The sequence below is a fragment of the Amycolatopsis thailandensis genome (genome assembly GCF_002234405.1).
GTDB lineage: Bacteria > Actinomycetota > Actinomycetes > Mycobacteriales > Pseudonocardiaceae > Amycolatopsis > Amycolatopsis thailandensis.
On sequence record NZ_NMQT01000103.1, the window covers coordinates 1 to 16462 of the forward strand.

Sequence of the window (16462 nt, forward strand, 5' to 3'; positions counted from 1 at the left end):
ATGCCGCCCAGCGCACCGCCGAGGAGATCCGGGACGAAGGTCAGCGCGTACGCCGCCGAGGCCCACCCCGCCGACGACGTCCGGTCGAACACCAGCACCGTGAGCGCGACCCTGGCCAGCTGGTCACCGGCGACCGACAGCAGATGCGCGAGCCAGATCCGCCGAAACCCGGCGACCGCGAAGACGCTGCGGAACGACGCCGCCCGGGCTGGCATGCGCTTCAGGCTGTCGTGAACCGGCTACTTCGCGCAACCCCGAAGATCTTCGAAAGATTTCCGGCTGTCATGTCGAACCGCGGGGTACCCGTTCGACGTGTCAGCAGGAGAAGGAACGGAGAATCCGATGTCGCATTCACTGGGCCCGCTGGCGAACAACCTGGCCGCCTACGCCATCTACTCGACCGCGCAGACCGAGATGCGCCACGCCTACAAGCTGATCGAGACCGGCGACTACCTCGGCGCCGCCGCGGAGATCGATTCCGCCGCGCACGCCGCCGAGGTCCTCGCCCGCGCCACCTCCGAACTGGACGCCGAGCGTTCGGAACGCTGGCGCAGAGTCGTCGTCGCCCGGAGGCGATTCGCCGAACAGGCCCGGGTGCGGGCCGCGGGCACCGCCTTGCCGCTGGCCGTGTGAGTCAGCTCAACGGAAGGCACGTCGATAGGTGCCGGGGCTGACGCCGGTCGTGCGCTTGAACCGGTCGCGGAACGAGGTGGGCGAACCGAAGCCGACTTCGGCGCCGACCCGTTCGACGGCGTACTGGGTGGTCTCGAGCAGATGCTGCGCCTGCCGGATCCGCGTCCGGTGCAGCCACTGCAACGGAGTCGTCCCGGTCTGTTCGCGGAAATGCCGGATGAGCGTGCGCGTGCTCGTCCCCGCGCGGGCGGCGATGTCGGCCAGGCTGAGGTCGCGAGCGAGATTTTCCTGCATCCAAAGCAAAGTGGGCTCCAGCGCCGCGCCACGGGGAGCCGGAGGATGCCGCAGCGCGATGAACTGCGCCTGGCCGCCCTCACGTTCCAGCGCCATCACCGAAAGGCGGGCGGCGTCAGCCGCGATCGCGGCGCCGTGGTCGCGGCGGATCAGGTGCAGGCACAGGTCCATGCCCGCGGCGGCGCCCGCCGACGTGAGGATCTGCCCGTTGTCGACGTAGAGCACGTCCGGGTCGACGTCGATCTCCGGATGGGCGGCGGCCAGCGCCTCGGCGGCGACCCAATGAGTGGTCGCGCGGAGACCGTCGAGCAGGCCCGCGGCGGCGAGGACGAAGGTGCCGGAACAGATCGAGGCGATCCGCGTGCCCTTCGCCGCGGCCGAGGTGAGCGCGTCGCGGACGGCTTCCGGCAACGGCCCGGCCGGATCCGCCGTGCCCGGGACGATGATCGTGTCGGCCTCGCGCAGCGCCTCCAGCCCCCACGGCGTGCGCAAGGTGAAGTGGCCGGCGTCGACCTCCGGGTGTTCGGCGCAGACGATCACCCGGTAGCCCGCGCTCCCGTCGGCGAGCCGGGTCCTGGCGAAGACCTCGATCGGCGTCGAGAGATCGAACGGGATCACCTTGTCCAACGCGAGGACGGCGACGGTGTGCATGACCGCAACCTACCCGCCCGATGGCGAGATCCCGGTGGAAGACGTCGTTCGCGCCACTGGGAGCGGGTGCCGCCCGGTTCTAGCGTCGAGCCATGGTGATCATCGCGCCGATTCTCGTCGGCCTCGTCTACGTCGTGTTGATGTCGCTGATCCACGAGCCGCACCGCCGACGCTTCAACGCGGTCATGGTGGCGGGCGCCGGCGCCGCGTACCTGAGCGGCGGCGGCCTCGGGATCTGGGAGTTCGCCTTCACCGCCGTCATGACCTACGTGGCGTATCGCGGCCTGGAGTCCTGGACGTTCATCGGCATCGCCTGGCTGCTGCACACCGGCTGGGACGTCGCGCACCACCTCAAGGGCGCCCCGATCATCCCGTTCGCGGAGCACTCCTCGTTCGGCTGCGCGATCTGCGACCCGGTGATCGCGATCTGGTGCTTCGCGGGCGGGCGATCGGTGACGGATTTCCTCCGCGCGCGTGTTGGCCGCCCGGCCGTTTGATGCGAACATATGTTCTATGACGCCCGAGGGTCCCATCCTGCACGCCGACCTGGACTCGTTCTACGCGTCGGTCGAGCAGCGTGACGACCCGAGCCTGCGCGGGCGCCCGGTCATCGTCGGCGGGGGCGTCGTACTGGCGGCCAGTTACGAGGCCAAGGCGTACGGAGTCCGCACGGCGATGGGCGGCGGGCAGGCGCGGCGGCTGTGCCCGGACGCGATCGTCGTCCCGCCCCGGATGCACGCGTATTCCGAGGCGAGCAAGGCGGTCTTCGAGGTTTTCGGCAACACGACGCCGCTGGTGGAGGGTATCTCGATCGACGAGGCCTTCCTCGACGTCGGCGGGCTGCTGAAAATCGCCGGCACGCCGAGCCGGATCGCCGCGAAACTGCGGAAGGACGTCCTGGAGCAGGTCGGCCTGCCGATCACCGTCGGCGTCGCCAGGACGAAATTCCTCGCGAAGGTGGCCAGCGGTGTCGCGAAACCCGACGGTCTCCTCGTCGTGCCGCACGACAAGGAACTGGAGTTCCTGCACCCGCTACCGGTCGAGCGGCTGTGGGGGGTGGGCAAGGTGACCGCGCAGAAGCTGCGCGAGCGCGGCGTCACGACCGTCGGGCAGATGGAGGGATTCGGGGAACGGGAACTCGTCCGGATGCTCGGCCGAGGCGTCGGCGTCCACCTGCACGCGCTGTCCCACAACGACGACCCGCGACGGGTACAGACCGGCCGCCGTCGCCGGTCGATCGGGGCGCAGCGGGCGCTCGGCAGCAGACCGCGTACGCCCGCCGAACTCGACGCGATGCTGCTGACCCTCGCCGATCGCCTTGCCCGCCGGTTGCGCGCGGCGCAGCGGGTGTGCCGGACCGTGGTGCTGCGCCTGCGGTTCGCCGACTTCACCAAGGCGACGCGCTCGCACACCCTGCTGGAGGCGACCGAGCAGACCGGCGCGATCGTCGCGGCGGCCCGCGACCTGCTCGCCGCGGCGAGACCGGTGATCGACGAACGCGGGCTCACGTTGATCGGCCTCGCGCTCACGAACCTGACGAAGGACGACTCGATCCAGCTGGCGCTGCCGTTCGAGGCCAAGCCGAGGGACGCGCTCGACGCGACGCTCGACACCGTCCGCAACCGCTTCGGTTCGAAGTCCATCACGCGGGCGGTGCACCTCGGGCAGGCCGAGGAGCCATGGGTGCCGCTGCTGCCGGACTGATCCCGTTCACTAGGGTGTCCCGGTGGCGGAAGTCGAGATCTACACCGATGGCGCGTGCAGCGGCAACCCCGGCCCAGGCGGCTGGGGCGCGGTGCTGCGGTACGGCACGGTCGAGAAGGAGATCTACGGCGGGGACGCCGGGCCGACCACGAACAACCGGATGGAACTGACCGCGCCCATCGAAGCGCTGGAAAGCCTCAAACGCCGGGTCACGGTGGACATCTACACCGACAGCACGTACGTCCGGAACGGCATCACCAGCTGGGTGCGGAACTGGAAGAACAACGGCTGGATGACCTCGGCCAAGACACCGGTCAAGAACGCCGACCTGTGGCGCCGTCTCGATGAAGCCGCTTCGCGGCACGACGTCGAATGGCACTGGGTCAAGGGTCACGCCGGGCATCCGGAGAACGAGCGAGCGGACCGGCTCGCCGTCAAAGGCGTGGAAGAGGTCGTGGGGCGACCTGTCGTCCAGCCCGGCGAACGGTCCGCTCGACGCCCTAGCAGCTGACGCTGACCTTCGCGCTCTTGGCGAAGGAAACGTGGACGTGGTCCATGTGGTTGGCGGTCGCGCCGCCGCGGTCCTCCATGGTGTCCCAGCCGCTGCCGTCGTTGTAGCGCTGGCGCCAGATGACGTAGGTGACGCCGAAGTCCTTCTGGTTGGCCAGGATGTACTCGGCGATGGCGTTGCCGGTGGCGGTGTCCACCATGAAGTCCAGCGCGAGGCCGGAGGGGTGGTCGCTGGCGTTCGCCCGGCCGGCGACGCCGCCGACGGTCTTGACGCCGAACTTCGCCTTGACGTGGTTGCCGACCTGGGCCACGTGCGGTTTGGTGCCGGCGAGGCTGGTCGAACACGCCGTCGAGGCGGGCACGGTCGTCTTCACCGGGGCGGGGGCCTTGGTCGACGTCGTCGGCTTCGGGGGAGCCGAGGAGGTCGAGGGCGGCGGGGTGGTCGTGCTGGAGGGCGGGGTGCTGCTGGTCGAGGGCGGGGGAGTCACGCTGGAGACCGGGGGAGCCTTCACCGCGAGGGCCGCGCTGGCCGCTTCGACGTCAGGGGTACCCGCGGTGGTCAGCCACATCGACGCCGGGAGCGCCGTGGCGACCGCTGCCGCGATACCCGCGGGGAGCTTCCATTGCGGAGCCTTGGTTTTGCGATGTCTGCCGGCCATTTCTCTGATCACTCACCACTTCGGGGACGGGAAACTCGCGTCGGGGGCCGCGAGCTCCGGGCAACATTACGAAAAGGACACGGCAATGTCACGCCCGAGTGTGTTCGCCCACAGTTACCTTGATCCGTGAACCAAAAGGAGCTCACGTCCGTACAGGTACAAGAAGTGCTTTTGTGTGAGCACTTTGAGTGACGAATTCAGTCCGCTTTGCAGGACTGGAAGTACACTTCCTCATTCGGCGAGATCACGTTCACGCCTGGGGAGTTCGGGGCCCGTCCGGTGGCCGTCGTGGCCGCGATCACGGTGCAGATCAGCTGATTGATGGCCTGGTTGGAGAATTTGCGCACCGAGAACGGCAGCGCGAGGCTCGACGGGTCACCCGGGTACACCGCGATCCGGTCCAGCCCCGGGGGAATGAACGTGGTGAGCCCCTGCGCGGCTTCCCGCTCCGTCGGCCCCTTCAGCAGCATCGTGATCGCGCCTTCGGCGGAGATGTAGCTCTCGCTGGGCCTGGTCACGGGGATGACGCGCCCTTCGGACACGAAGTACAACGTCGTCCCGCCCAGGCCCTTCGCCCCCGACGTGGCGCGAATCGAGGGTCCCGGCCCGGCCGGGACGACACCCGTCGGCTGCACCCCGCAGGCCGCCACCAGCGTCGCGGCCGCGAGGGCGGGCAGGATCCGGGTCTTCCTCATCGTGCCCCTCCTTCGGTCCGACGCGGCAGGCGCAGGACGAACCGGGCGCCGCGACCGGTGTTGGCGGCGGTGATGTCGCCACCGTGCAGGCGGGCGTTCTCCAGCGCGATCGCCAGGCCCAGCCCGCTGCCCTCGGACCGGGCGCGGGCGGTGTCCGCCTTGGTGAACCGGTCGAAGACATGCGGAAGGACTTCGGGATCGATCCCGGGCCCGTGGTCGTCGACCTCCAGCGTGACGCCGTCGCCGTCGGCGCGCAGCCGGACCTCGACCGGGGCCTCGCCGTGCCGGAAGGCGTTGCCGACGAGGTTGGCCACGATCAGGTCGAGCCGCCGCCGGTCGACGCGGGCGAGTACCCCCTCCGGCAGGTCGGTGACCAGGTCTTCGCCGTCGCGCCAGCCGCGCGCGTCGAGGCTGTCCCGGATCGCCGTCGCGAGATCCCACTCGTCGAGCACGAGTTCGGCACGACCCGCGTCGAACCGCGAGATCTCGACCAGGTCCTGGACCAGCCGCGTCAGCCTCCTGGTCTCGCCCGAAACCAGCCGCGCCGCGACGGCGGTGTCCGGCGGCAGCGCCTCCGCGTCCTCGTCGAGGACGTCGGTGACCGCGTTCATCGCCGCGAGCGGGGTGCGGAGTTCGTGCGAGACGTCGGCCACGAACCGGCGGGCGTCGGCCTCCATGGCTTTCAGCTCGCCGACCGTGCGTTCCAGCTCGGCGGCGGTGTTGTTGAAGGTCGTGACCAGTTCGGCCAGCTCGTCGGAGCCCTTGGCCGGCAACCGGACGTCGAGCCTGCCTTCGCCCAGCTGAGCGGCGGCGGTGTTGAGCGCCCGGACCGGCCGCAGCACCTGCCTCGCCGCGAGCAGGGCGAGCGCGGCGGCCAGCGGGAGCGCGAGCGCGGCCATCTGCCAGGCGTATTTCGCGAGTTCGTCGATGGCCTGCTGCTGCTGGACGAGCGAGGTGAGCGAGTAGACCTCGACGCCGCTGGCCCGCATCGCCCCGTTCGGCTGCGGCGCCAGCACCGGCATGCCGACCAGGAGTTCCGGCTTGGCGTCGCGGTCCAGCCGCTGGAACTGGATATGGAGGTCTTCGGCGACCGTCTTCCGCAATTCGGGCGAGAAGATGGTCAGGTCCGGCCCGTTCACCGACCGCAGGTTCCGGTAGACCGCGACGGCGTTCAACCGCAGGCTGCCGGCGAAATCGTTGAGCTGCTCCTGGGTCGGCGGCGTGGACAGCGGGCGGCCGTAGCTGCTGACCCGGTCCTTCAACTGGTTCATCGCCGCGTCCTGGACCGCTTCGAGGATCGCGTTGCGGGCCGACACGTAACTGGCCCCGGCCGCGGCCGCCGCCCCGATGATCGTCATCGCCGCGAACGCCAGGATGAGCCGGGGCCGCAGCCCGGAAAGCAGCCTCATGAACGGCCGAACCGGTACCCGAAGCCGCGGACGGTCTGGACGTGGTCGGGTTTCGCGGGCACGTCTTCGATCTTCGCGCGCAGCCGCTGGACGCAGGCGTCGACCAGCCGCGAGTCGCCGAGGTAGTCGTGATCCCAGACGGCGGAGAGGATCTGCTGGCGGCTGTAGACCTGACCGGGCGTGCGCGAGAGCTCCAGCAGCAGTTTCAGCTCGGTCGGCGTGAGCGAGACCGGCTCGCCGTTCTTCGTGATCACCAGCCCGCTCCGGTCGATGACCAGGCTGCCGTGCCGCTCCCCGGCCGGGTGGTCCTCGCTCGCGGGCTTCTCGCTCACCGCTCGCCGCAGCACCGCCCGGATCCGGGCGTCGAGCACACGGGGTTCGATCGGCTTGGTCACGTAGTCGTCGGCGCCCGCCTCCAGCCCGGCGACGATGTCGAAGTCGTCACTGCGGGCCGTGAGCATGATGATCGGCACCTCGCCCGCCGAGCGGATGCGGCGGCAGGTCTCGAAGCCGTCGATCCCGGGCAGCATCAGGTCCAGCACGACGATGTCGGGCTGGAACACCCGGAGTTTCTCCAGACCGAGCTCACCGCTCTCGGCGGTGTGGACGGTGTGCGCCTGCCGGCGCAGCGCGAGCTCCAGTCCCTCCCGGACGGACGCGTCGTCTTCGATCAAAAGGACACTGGCCACGCCGCCATTATTCGGATGTCTCCGCGCCTGTGCGAATCGGCTCGATCTTGTAGCAGAACCATGACATTGTCCGGACCTCACGGGGAAACGGCGTGGGGAGAGTGGGCCCCATGGCCGTACTCATCCACGAAGCGAAACCGACCCCCTCCCACCGACCGCTGCCCGGACGGCACGCCGAGACCAGGCGCACCCTGTCCAGGGCGGTGTTCCAGCTCACCACCGGACTGGGCCTGGCCGTCGCGTTCATCGTGACCTTCGTGCTCTTCGTGCACACCACGGCCGGACAGCTGGCCGAGAACGGCGTCGTCCGTAGCGCGCAGTCCGGCCAGTGGTCCACAATGGACTGGGCGGGCCCGCTCCGGGACCAGGACATGGTGCTCGTGCTCGGCGCCGCCGGGATCGTGCTGACCGGCCTGGCGCTGATCCGCCGCAAACCCGGCCTCCTCGTCCCCGCGCTGAGCGTCCTCGTGCTCCCGCTCATCGTCGCGCAGCTGCTCAAGCTGTACGTCCTCGAACGCCCCGACCTGCCCGACGCCGGCTACGGACCAGGGCACAACAGCTTCCCGAGCGGGCACGTCAGTGCCGCCATGGCGATCCTGATGGCCGCCGCCTTCGTTCTGCCCCAACGGTTCCGCCCGGCGATCATCGGGATCGGCGGCGTCGCGGTCGCCTGGGTCGCGTCGTCGACCATCGCGCTGGGCTGGCACCGGCTGAGCGACACGGCGGGCGCCTGCCTGCTGGGAGCGTCGTTCGCCTGCCTCGTCGCCGCCTGGCTGACCACCCGGCGCCGAGACCTGCGCCGCACGCCCGTCGGCCTGGTGGCCCTGGCCGCGGTGCTGCCCACCGCGATCGTGCTGATCGGGTTCGCGGTACTGAGCACGGCGACCGACGGCGCCGCCCAGTTCGTCGCCGCGCTGGTGCTGGCCGCGCTGTCCGCGATGGGGGTGGTGCTGGTCGCGCTGTGGCCGTTGCGCGGCTCAGCCTTCGAGCGGCGGACCGGGGTGGAGACCCGGGTGGTCGACGACCTCCTCGAAACCCGCCTAGTGACCCGCCGCTGACGCGTCAATCGCGGCGTGACTCCCCGGCCCGGGTCAACGGCGACATCGGTGCCCGGGGGGAGGGAGGAACGGTGGAAGGCGCCAGGACCACGCGGTTCCGTCCACTCCGCTTCGCCTGGTACATGGCCGTGTCCGCCGCGCGGAACAGCTCGCCGTAGTCCGTCGAGTGCTCGGGCGAGAGCCCGACGCCGATCGACACGGTGCAGCCGTGGATCGGTCCCACCGCGCGGGGTTCGTTGGTGGCGTGTCCGCTGGCGAGTTCCGTCAGCCCGGTGATCGCGGTCTTCGCGACGGCTTCCCGGATCCGCTCGGCGATCCGCATCGCCTCCTCGCGGGTGGTGTCCGGCAGCAGGACCGAGAACTCCTCGCCGCCCCAGCGCCCGACGACGTCCGTGGCGCGGGTGTTCTGCCGGAGCACCGCGCTGACGCAGCCGAGCACGATGTCACCGCCGGAATGCCCGTACTTGTCGTTCCACTGCTTGAAGTGGTCGAGATCCAGCATCAGGAACGCGGTCGGCCGCCGGTCGGTCTGGTCTTCCAGCAGCCGCAAGGCGGCCGGGGCGTGGAAGGAGTCCTCGGTCAGCAGCCCGGTCTTCCGGTCGCGCTGGCTGCGCGCGATCGTGTCCGCCAGCGTCTGCGAAAGCCGGGTCGAGCGCAGCGCGACCCCGATCATCACCAGCGGCACCAGCGCGATGTTGACCGCGCCGAGGATCGTGGTGCACGCGGCGAGCTGGAGCGCGTAGACGAAGTCCGCGTTGTCGGCCCAGCTGCCGATCAGCTTCTGCCGACGCCAGCCGCCCCACGCCAGGCCACGCGCGATGCTGATCAGGAGCGTTTGCGACGCGAAGTACCAGAGCGCCGCGCCCACCAGGGTGACGGCGGCGACCACGATGTCGCCCGCTCGCTGGGGGAGCGTTCCCGAGTCGAGCCAGGTGTGCACCGACGTCAGCCGGGTGATCGCGTGCACGCCGAGGATGGAGGCGGCATGCGCGGCGGTGGTGAACAGGAACGTCGTCATCGCCTTGTGCGCGATGGAATAGCGCTGCACGCGCACCATCAGCAGCAGCGCCAGTGACAACGTGGGCGGCAGGAGGACGGCCGCGCTGCCCAGCCAGACGGCGGTCTGGTCGATGTGCTCGCCCCGCCGGTCGTCGGCGCGTCGCTGTTCCTCGGGATGCTGGGTCTGGACGAGATACCAGATCGCGCAACCCGCGATCACCCCGAAGCGGACGAGGTCCGTGGTCGTGACGGAAGCACTGACTTGCGATTTCAATGCCCAGACCGCGACCGCGATCTCGGTACCGAGCATCCAGAAGACCGCCGCGGGCGGCAGTCGCCACAGTTCCCACCCCGCCGGATGCCGCAGGGTGTTCCAGGCGCGACCACGCAGCCGCCAGACGCGGGCGGCGGCGAGGCCGACGGTGTCGGCGAAACCCCGGAGTGAACCGGGCGGCCGCTCAGAGACCGCGTCACGGTCGTGCTTGCCGAACTCGCTGACGGGGTCCACCTCCATTCGTCACGCACCGCACCCGCTTCGATCTTGCTGGGTGACCGTGAGGGGGTGACAGGGGGACCGCGTTGACGATCGCGTGAGACAGGCCGATGCCTGCGTTCGCCGGAACCGGGGTCGCCACCAGCTGGCATCGTGGCACGTATGCCTGATGCCGCATACGACGCCGCCGCGGTCCCCGTGATGTTCGGTCCGGATTTCGACAGAGATCCGTCTCCTGCCTACGAATGGCTTCGTTCGAACGCCCCGGCGTTCCGGCTTCCGCTGCCCGGCGACACCTGGACCTGGCTGCTGACCCGGCACGCGGACGTCGTTTCCGCGATGGCCGACCCCCGGTTGTCCAAATGCCCGTCCGTCGCCGCGGACCACTGGCGCAAGGCCAATCTCGGTCTGCCCGCCGACCACCGGCCGACGCTCATCGGGCATATGAACAACTTCGAGGGCGAGGAGCACGCGCGGCTGCGCAAGGCCTGTGCCGGCGCGTTCGGCCCGCGCCGGTTGCAGCACATGCGTGACCGCACGCATCAGCTCGCGAACGAACTGCTGGACCCGATCCTCGACCGGGGCGAGGGCGACCTCGTCGAGGATTTCGCGTACCCGCTGGGAATCCGGTCGATCTGCGAGCTGATCGGCATCCCCGGGACCCTGCTGGACGAGGTCCGCCCGCCCGCGCTGGTGGTCGCCGCCGGCGATGTCACCGACATGGCGTCGATGATCGAGGCGACCGACGACCTGGACGCGCTGCTCGCCGACGTCGTCGCCCGCAAGCGCGCCGAACCCGGCGCGGACCTGATCAGCGACCTGCTCACCCAGGAGGCCGACGGCAGGCTGACCGACGACGAGGTCGCCGCGACGGCGTTCCTCTCCCTGATCGCCGGGCACGAGACGACGATCAGCCTCATCGCGTCCACCGCGCTGACCCTCATCACGCATCCGGAAGAAGCGGCCCGCGCCCGCGCCGACGGCTCGTACCTGACGCTCGCCATCGAAGAGGTCCTGCGCCGCGACACCCCGTTGCAGAACACCAGCTGGCGGTTCGTCACCGAGCCGATGGAACTCGCCGGACAGCGGATGGAGGCGGGAGACCCGATCCTGTTGTCGTTGCTGGCGGCCAATCGCGATCCGGAGGTCCACCCGGAACCGCTCGCTTTCCGCCCGGGCGAACGGCCGGTGCGGCATGTGGCCTTCGGGGTCGGGCCGCATATCTGCATCGGCGCCGCGCTCGCCCGCATGCAGGCGTCCGCGGCGCTGGAGACGTTGTTCGGCCGCGCGCCGTCGATGACGCTGACCGTGCCCGAGGACCGGCTGGTGTGGTGGCCGAGCGCGATCACCCGAGGCCTGCACAACCTCCCGGTGAAACTCTAGGCCGGTGGCTGAAGGGAACCATGCCCGCATCGCATGAGGTGAAAGCGCCCTTCACCGCGTCGCATGCGGAGAAAGTCCCCTTCAGCTCGCTCTAGACGGCGCCCTCGATACGGCCGCGCAGCACGTTCGCCTTGCGGTCGTCGAGATCCATGACGAGCTGGAGCGCGTCGCGCCAGGCGGTCATGGCCTCCTCGGTGTGCCCTTGCGCGGCCAGCGCGCAGCCGCGTTCGTCGAGCGCGTCGGCCTGTCCCCAGACGTCGCCGCAGTTCCGGTAGGCGGTCAGCGCCCCCTCGCAGTACCCGAGCGCCTGCTCCGGGTCGCCGAACCGGCGGCAGGTCCGGGCGAGCGGCACCAGCGCGAAGCCCATTCCGTGCTGGTCGGCGTCCTTCGCGTAGGCGTCATAGGCGCGCAGGCCGTGGTCGAGGGCCAGATCTCGTTCGCCGAGATCGCGGTAGGCGCGGCCGAGATGGACCCGCGCGGTCGCTTCGCCGAGCTGGTACCCGATCCGCGTGTTCACGGCCACGCTCTCTTCGGCGAGCCGCACGGCCTCGGGGTAGTCCTCGCGTTCGTGCGCGATGTTCCCGAGTCCCACCAGCGCCCAGCCGAGACTCGGGTTCTCGCCGATCTCCTTCGAGAGCTCGACGGCCTCGCCGAACAGTTCGTGCGCGCGGTCGAGATCCCCGCGCCGCCGGTGCGCCTCGGCGAGGTTGATCGCCGACCACGCGTGCCCGCCGGGGTCGCCGCCCGCCTTCGCGGATTCGATCGCGACCTCGTGGCTGGAGATCCACGTCTGCCACGGCCTGCCGAGCAGGTGGTAGTCGAACAACTCGACCGGCAGCCGCCAGCCGGTCTCGTACAGCCCGTGGTCCAGCGCCAGCCGGGCGACACCGGTGATGCTCGGCATCTCCGACGCGCACCAGATGTAGGCCTCGTCGAAGGTGGCGAACCGGAGCGGCTCGACGCCTTCGGGCGCGGGCCCCAGGTCGATGTGGTGGTCGCGGGCCGGGGTCAGCGTCCAGCTCGCCGCGTTGGCGCCGTGGAGATACCACTGGGTCAGCCGGGAAACAGCCGCCTGCCGCTCCTCCCGCCATTGCTCGGCGGTGGCCTCCTCGGCGGCGTAGACGCGCAGCAGGTCGTGGAACCGGTAGTACTGAGCGCCGACCTGCTGGACGAGATGTGCCTGCACGAGCCTGTCGAGCAGCCGCCGTGCGTCGTGTTCGGGCAGTCCGGCGAGCGCGGCCGCCGCGCCCGCGGGGAAACGCGGTCCGGGATGGAGGCCGAGCAGCCGGAACATGCGGGCGGTGTCGGCTTCGAGCGCGCGGTAGGACCAGCTGAACGCGGCCCGGACCCCGACGGCGTCGTCGTCGACAGCGAGCAGTTCCAGCCGCCGCCCCTCGGCGACGAGTTCGCGGGCGAGGTCGCCGACACTCTGATGGGGATGCGTGGCGACCCGTTCGGCGGCGATGTTCACCGCCAGCGGCAGCGCCGCGCACAACCGGACGAGCTTGCCGACGCCCTCGGGGTCGCCCGCCGCGCGTTCGTCGCCGATGAGGTCGGCCATGAGCCGCGTCGCCTCGAGATCTTCCAGCGGTTCCAGGGAAACCTGGACCGCGCCGCTGCCGACGACGAGGCCGGAGAGCCGTCGCCTGCTGGTGATCAGCACGGTGGTGTCCGGGGTGCCGGGCAGCACCGGCCGCACCTGATGCGAGTCGAGCGCGTTGTCCAGCACGACGAGGGTGCGCTGGCCGCGCAGCAGCCCGCGCAGGAGCGCGAGCCGCATGTGCTCCTCGGCGGGGACCCGGTCGGGGCGGACGCCGACGCAGCGGAGGAGATCGTCGAGGATGTCGGCGGGCTGCGCGGGCGAGCCCGCCGCGTACCCGCGCAGATCCGACCAGAGGACGCCGTCGAACTCTTCCTGCCGCCGGTTCGCCCAATGCAGCGCGAGCGCGGTCTTCCCGACGCCGGGCGGTCCGGCCACGAAGACCACTTTGGCGGGTCCGGTGAACACTTTTTCGTCGAGCAACGCGAAGTGTTCTTCGCGGCCGACGAAATGGCCCGGCGGCGGGGGGAGGTGGACGTACGGTTCCGCGCGGGCGGCTTCGGCGAGGACGATCAGTGTCCCGCCCGCCTCCAGCGCGCGATCGCAGGATTCGGCGAATTCCGCGCTCGGCGGGGTGAGGCCGCGTTCGACCCGGCTGATCAGACTTTTGTCGACGTAGGCCAGTTTCTGGAGTTCGCGCAACGCGAGTCCTTTGGCCTGCCGCCGCTGTCGCAGCGCACGGCCGAACGCCAGTGCTGCCGTCGAAACCGGCCTCGGTTCCGCGCGTGCTTTCCCGGTCTCCCCGGATCTGGCCGAGCCGGAATTCTCGGTCACCAGAAGCACCTTTCTTCCCGCACCGCGGCAGATCGTGCCACAACCTTCCCATTACCTGGGTCACAACACGGCCACTGGGTGTGCGGAGGCGCGAAGAGAGCCCCCAAACTGTGCGAGAACGCGCCCGTTCCCCACCGGTGCGCCGGTCGAAAGGGAGGTGGATCATGCGCGACCGCGAAATGTGAGCAGGCCCTGTTCCGCTTGCGAACAACCCGGCGAGTACTGATCTCCTCGGAAACCGGCCGTGGCCGCCTTCCCGGCGGCCACGGCCGGGCCCTTTCGGAACATGTAGGAACACTTAACGTCGGTGTAGATCTTTTCACTTGTCCTGACGAGTCGTCCGAGGCAGTTTGGAGTGGTATCGAGCGGCCCGGCGAAAGGAACGAAGTGAGCATCGGCGCGCCGGGAACCCTGGTCCGGATGGGCGTTCTCGCCCTGTTGTGGGGATCGGGGTTCCTGTGGATCAAGCTCGCGCTGACCGGGCTGGCGCCCGTTCAGGTGACCGTCATCCGCTGCGCCCTGGGCGCGGCCGTCCTCCTCGTGCTGAGCCGCCGGGCCGGGCAGCGCCTGCCGCGTGGCCGCCGGATCTGGGGCAGGCTCCTCGTCGCCGCCTTCTTCTGCAACGCCCTGCCGTTCGCGTTGTTCAGCATCGGCGAGCTGACCGTCGATTCCGGTATCGCGGGGGTGATGAACGCGACGACCCCGCTGTGGGCGTTGCTGATCGGCCTGTCGATCGGCACCGAACGCCGGGTCACCGCACTCCGGGTCGGCGGGCTGGTCCTCGGTTTCGCCGGGATCCTGCTGATCTTCGCGCCCTGGCAGAAGAGTGGCCTGCTCGGCTGGGGAACGCTGGCCCTGCTCGGCGCCGGCCTCAGTTACGCCATCGCTTTCGCTTACATGGGGCGGAAACTCGTCGGCCAGGGTGGGCCGATCGCGATCTCCGCCGCGCAGCTGCTGACCGCCACCGGGCTGAGCGCGCTCGCGCTGCCGTTCGACGCCGAGCCCGCCGGGCCGCTGAACGTGACCGCGGTGATCGCCGTCGTCGTCCTCGGCGTCTTCGGCACTGGCGTCACGTTCTATCTGAACTACCGGCTCATCGCCGACGAAGGCGCGACCTCCGCGGCGACCGTCGGCTATCTGCTGCCCGTCGTCTCGGTCGCGCTGGGCGCGATCGTGCTCGGCGAGGAACTCGGCCCGCGCGTGCTGGCCGGGATGGCGGTCGTACTGCTCGGAGTCGCCCTGACGCGCTACGTGAGGTCTTCGGCGAGCAGATCCATCAGCAACCCGTCGTGCCAGCCGTCGCCCTCGGTGTCACGTTCGTAGCGGCGCATCACCCCGACCTCGCGGAACCCGACGGCCTTGTAGCAGCTGATCGCCGCCTTGTTGTCCGCGGCGGGATCGATCACCAGCCGGTGGTGCCCGCGATCGCGCACGAGATGGCGCGCCATCGTGCGGACCGTGTCCGTGCCCAGGCCCCGGCCGTGCTGCGCCGGGTCGAGGAAGAGGTCGACCGAGGCGTGCCGGTACATCGGGTCGTCCTCTTCGCCGTACTGCACGAAGCCGCGGACGACGCCTTCCTCCAGCACGGTGAAATGGGCCGTCGTCGGATCGTCGAACGGCCAGGTGGGGGAGTCCTCGACCGAACCCCAGCGGGCTCTGACCCCGGCCGTGCCGCGGATCCGGCGCAGTTCCTGGACGTGGGCTTCGGTGACCGGGGTCAGGGTCACGATCTCCCCGCGCAACTCGGTGGTCAGGTCCGGCTCCGTCCGCTCGTTCGAATGACGCCAGTCTAGGGAGAAACCGGCGGGCTCGCCGCCGGGACAGCAAGAAGGCGGGGGCCATCTCAGCCGGGATCAGGTATCAACGAAAGGGACACGGAGGTGGGTCATGGGGAACCTGTTCGAAGAACCGGGTCCGGCCGGGGAACCGGTCGACTTCGGGGCGACGACCGTGCGGGCCGCGGTGCTGCGCAAGGCGACCGAAGCGGTGGTCGCGAACGCCCGCGACGCGACGGATTGCCGGATGCTGCTGGACATGCTGGGGCTGAGTTCCGAGCGAGCCGACCGGTTCGACGCCGCCTGAGCCGCTCGTGAGTGGCAAGGTCGGTTAGAGCGGACCGGTATTTATCTACCCGCGCCTGACCGGGCGTAAGTGGTGGTTCCGCGGCTGCCGGGCGTGACGATGTAGGAATTGGGACGTTCAACGTCCCAATTCCTACATCGTCGCCGGGATGCCCGGTCTTGAACCTTGATCAACGGAGGATCGGGGACGTTGAGTGTCCTGGATCTTCCGTTGATCAAGGTCGTGCCGGGCGCGACCCGGTGGCAGACGAGGTGACGGGGGAAGATTCCGGACGTTCAACGGCCGGGATCTTCCCCCGTCGACCGCACCGGCTTTACTCGACCGCCAATCACACCAGTGGGTAGGTAAATACGAGTCGGTTAGAACCGGCCTAGCCACTCACGAGCCTTCAGCGGCGGGGCAGCACGCAGAACTCGTTGCCTTCCGGGTCGGCCATGACCACCCAGGGGTCCGGCTCGGGGTCTTCGACGATCTTGGCGCCGAGTGACACGAGTCTGGCGACCTCCTCGCGCTGCTCGAGTTCGATGGGGGCGACGTCGAGATGTAGCCGGTTCTTGACGGACTTCTTCTCGGGAACCGGCTGGAACAACAGGCTCGGGACCTCTGGGCTCTTCAATTCCACGTAGGTCACGCCGTGGCCATCCGTCCACCGTTCGGTCTCGGGGTAGCCGAGCGCTTCCTTCCAAAACGCGGCCAGTGCTTCGGCCTCACGGCAGTCGACGGTGACGGCGAGCATCCGGGTTCGCATCCGTCCACGGTGTCACGGAACGGCGAGGTTTGCCGATCGCGCTGACGGGCATCCGGCGGACACGAGAGCCACTCGCCGAAG

The 16462-nt window shown here is 69.8% G+C and carries 17 protein-coding genes and 1 pseudogene; 8 read left to right on the forward strand and 10 right to left on the reverse strand.

Annotation, left to right across the window (positions count from 1 at the left end; genetic code table 11):
• Positions 1-215: pseudogene (locus CFP71_RS28470) on the reverse strand (MFS transporter); the annotation flags it as partial.
• Between the two features lie 127 nt (positions 216-342).
• Here CFP71_RS28470 and CFP71_RS28475 point away from each other — a divergent pair.
• Complete coding sequence (locus CFP71_RS28475; RefSeq protein WP_093937032.1) at positions 343-633, forward strand: hypothetical protein; 291 nt, start codon at positions 343-345, stop codon at positions 631-633.
• Positions 634-639: 6 nt separating this feature from the next.
• Here CFP71_RS28475 and CFP71_RS28480 read toward each other — a convergent pair whose 3' ends face one another.
• A complete protein-coding gene (locus CFP71_RS28480) occupies positions 640-1578 on the reverse strand; it encodes a GlxA family transcriptional regulator (protein ID WP_093937033.1) in 939 nt (312 codons plus the stop codon).
• Positions 1579-1670: 92 nt separating this feature from the next.
• Here CFP71_RS28480 and CFP71_RS28485 point away from each other — a divergent pair, with 92 nt between their 5' ends.
• From CFP71_RS28485 to rnhA, 3 genes are read left to right on the forward strand one after another with little or no spacing between them, the layout of a single operon-like run.
• Complete coding sequence (locus CFP71_RS28485; protein ID WP_093937034.1) at positions 1671-2075, forward strand: DUF6010 family protein; 405 nt, start codon at positions 1671-1673, stop codon at positions 2073-2075.
• 16 nt (positions 2076-2091) lie between these two features.
• Positions 2092-3282 (forward strand): DNA polymerase IV, encoded by a 1191-nt coding sequence (dinB, locus tag CFP71_RS28490; RefSeq protein WP_093937035.1) that lies wholly within the window; start codon positions 2092-2094, stop codon positions 3280-3282.
• A gap of 22 nt (positions 3283-3304) precedes the next feature.
• On the forward strand, positions 3305-3793 hold the full coding sequence (rnhA, locus tag CFP71_RS28495; RefSeq protein WP_093937036.1) for a ribonuclease HI: 489 nt from the start codon (positions 3305-3307) through the stop codon (positions 3791-3793).
• Here the strand turns inward: rnhA and CFP71_RS28500 are convergent.
• The 4 genes from CFP71_RS28500 to CFP71_RS28515 all read right to left on the reverse strand — a co-directional run bounded on the left by CFP71_RS28500 (position 3783) and on the right by CFP71_RS28515 (position 7244).
• Positions 3783-4451 (reverse strand): VldE C-terminal domain-containing protein, encoded by a 669-nt coding sequence (locus CFP71_RS28500; protein WP_093937037.1) that lies wholly within the window; start codon positions 4449-4451, stop codon positions 3783-3785. The two genes, rnhA and CFP71_RS28500, sit on opposite strands and share 11 nt — an antisense overlap.
• Positions 4452-4648: 197 nt before the next feature.
• Positions 4649-5146 carry a GerMN domain-containing protein gene (locus CFP71_RS28505; RefSeq protein WP_093937038.1) on the reverse strand — a complete coding sequence of 166 codons (498 nt, stop codon included), beginning with the start codon at positions 5144-5146 and terminating at the stop codon, positions 4649-4651.
• Complete coding sequence (locus CFP71_RS28510) at positions 5143-6555, reverse strand: sensor histidine kinase (protein WP_093937039.1); 1413 nt, start codon at positions 6553-6555, stop codon at positions 5143-5145. The genes CFP71_RS28505 and CFP71_RS28510 overlap by 4 nt, the downstream gene beginning before the upstream one ends.
• Positions 6552-7244 carry a response regulator transcription factor gene (locus CFP71_RS28515; RefSeq protein ID WP_093937040.1) on the reverse strand — a complete coding sequence of 231 codons (693 nt, stop codon included), beginning with the start codon at positions 7242-7244 and terminating at the stop codon, positions 6552-6554. The genes CFP71_RS28510 and CFP71_RS28515 overlap by 4 nt, the downstream gene beginning before the upstream one ends.
• A gap of 110 nt (positions 7245-7354) precedes the next feature.
• On the opposite strand from CFP71_RS28515, the gene CFP71_RS28520 reads away from it, so the two are divergent.
• On the forward strand, positions 7355-8302 hold the full coding sequence (locus tag CFP71_RS28520; RefSeq protein ID WP_093937041.1) for a phosphatase PAP2 family protein: 948 nt from the start codon (positions 7355-7357) through the stop codon (positions 8300-8302).
• Positions 8303-8306: 4 nt separating this feature from the next.
• Here the strand turns inward: CFP71_RS28520 and CFP71_RS28525 are convergent, their stop codons facing one another.
• Complete coding sequence (locus CFP71_RS28525; RefSeq protein ID WP_093937042.1) at positions 8307-9815, reverse strand: GGDEF domain-containing protein; 1509 nt, start codon at positions 9813-9815, stop codon at positions 8307-8309.
• Positions 9816-9956: 141 nt separating this feature from the next.
• Between CFP71_RS28525 and CFP71_RS28530 the strand changes: the two genes are divergently transcribed.
• The gene (locus CFP71_RS28530) at positions 9957-11177 is read left to right on the forward strand and encodes a cytochrome P450 family protein (RefSeq protein ID WP_093937043.1); all 1221 of its coding nucleotides are present in this window, start codon (positions 9957-9959) and stop codon (positions 11175-11177) included.
• Positions 11178-11268: 91 nt separating this feature from the next.
• On the opposite strand, the gene CFP71_RS28535 is transcribed toward CFP71_RS28530, so the two are convergent.
• Complete coding sequence (locus tag CFP71_RS28535) at positions 11269-13551, reverse strand: ATP-binding protein (RefSeq protein ID WP_244199867.1); 2283 nt, start codon at positions 13549-13551, stop codon at positions 11269-11271.
• A gap of 387 nt (positions 13552-13938) precedes the next feature.
• Between CFP71_RS28535 and CFP71_RS28540 the strand changes: the two genes are divergently transcribed.
• Entirely contained in the window at positions 13939-14874 is a 936-nt protein-coding gene (locus tag CFP71_RS28540) for a DMT family transporter (protein ID WP_093937045.1), read from the forward strand.
• On the opposite strand, the gene CFP71_RS28545 is transcribed toward CFP71_RS28540, so the two are convergent.
• Positions 14799-15305 (reverse strand): GNAT family N-acetyltransferase, encoded by a 507-nt coding sequence (locus tag CFP71_RS28545; RefSeq protein ID WP_378280504.1) that lies wholly within the window; start codon positions 15303-15305, stop codon positions 14799-14801. The genes CFP71_RS28540 and CFP71_RS28545 overlap by 76 nt on opposite strands.
• A gap of 133 nt (positions 15306-15438) precedes the next feature.
• Here CFP71_RS28545 and CFP71_RS28550 point away from each other — a divergent pair, with 133 nt between their 5' ends.
• Entirely contained in the window at positions 15439-15633 is a 195-nt protein-coding gene (locus tag CFP71_RS28550) for a hypothetical protein (protein ID WP_093937047.1), read from the forward strand.
• 388 nt (positions 15634-16021) lie between these two features.
• Here CFP71_RS28550 and CFP71_RS28555 read toward each other — a convergent pair whose 3' ends face one another.
• Positions 16022-16381 carry a VOC family protein gene (locus tag CFP71_RS28555; protein WP_093937048.1) on the reverse strand — a complete coding sequence of 120 codons (360 nt, stop codon included), beginning with the start codon at positions 16379-16381 and terminating at the stop codon, positions 16022-16024.
• Positions 16382-16462: the final 81 nt, after the last annotated feature.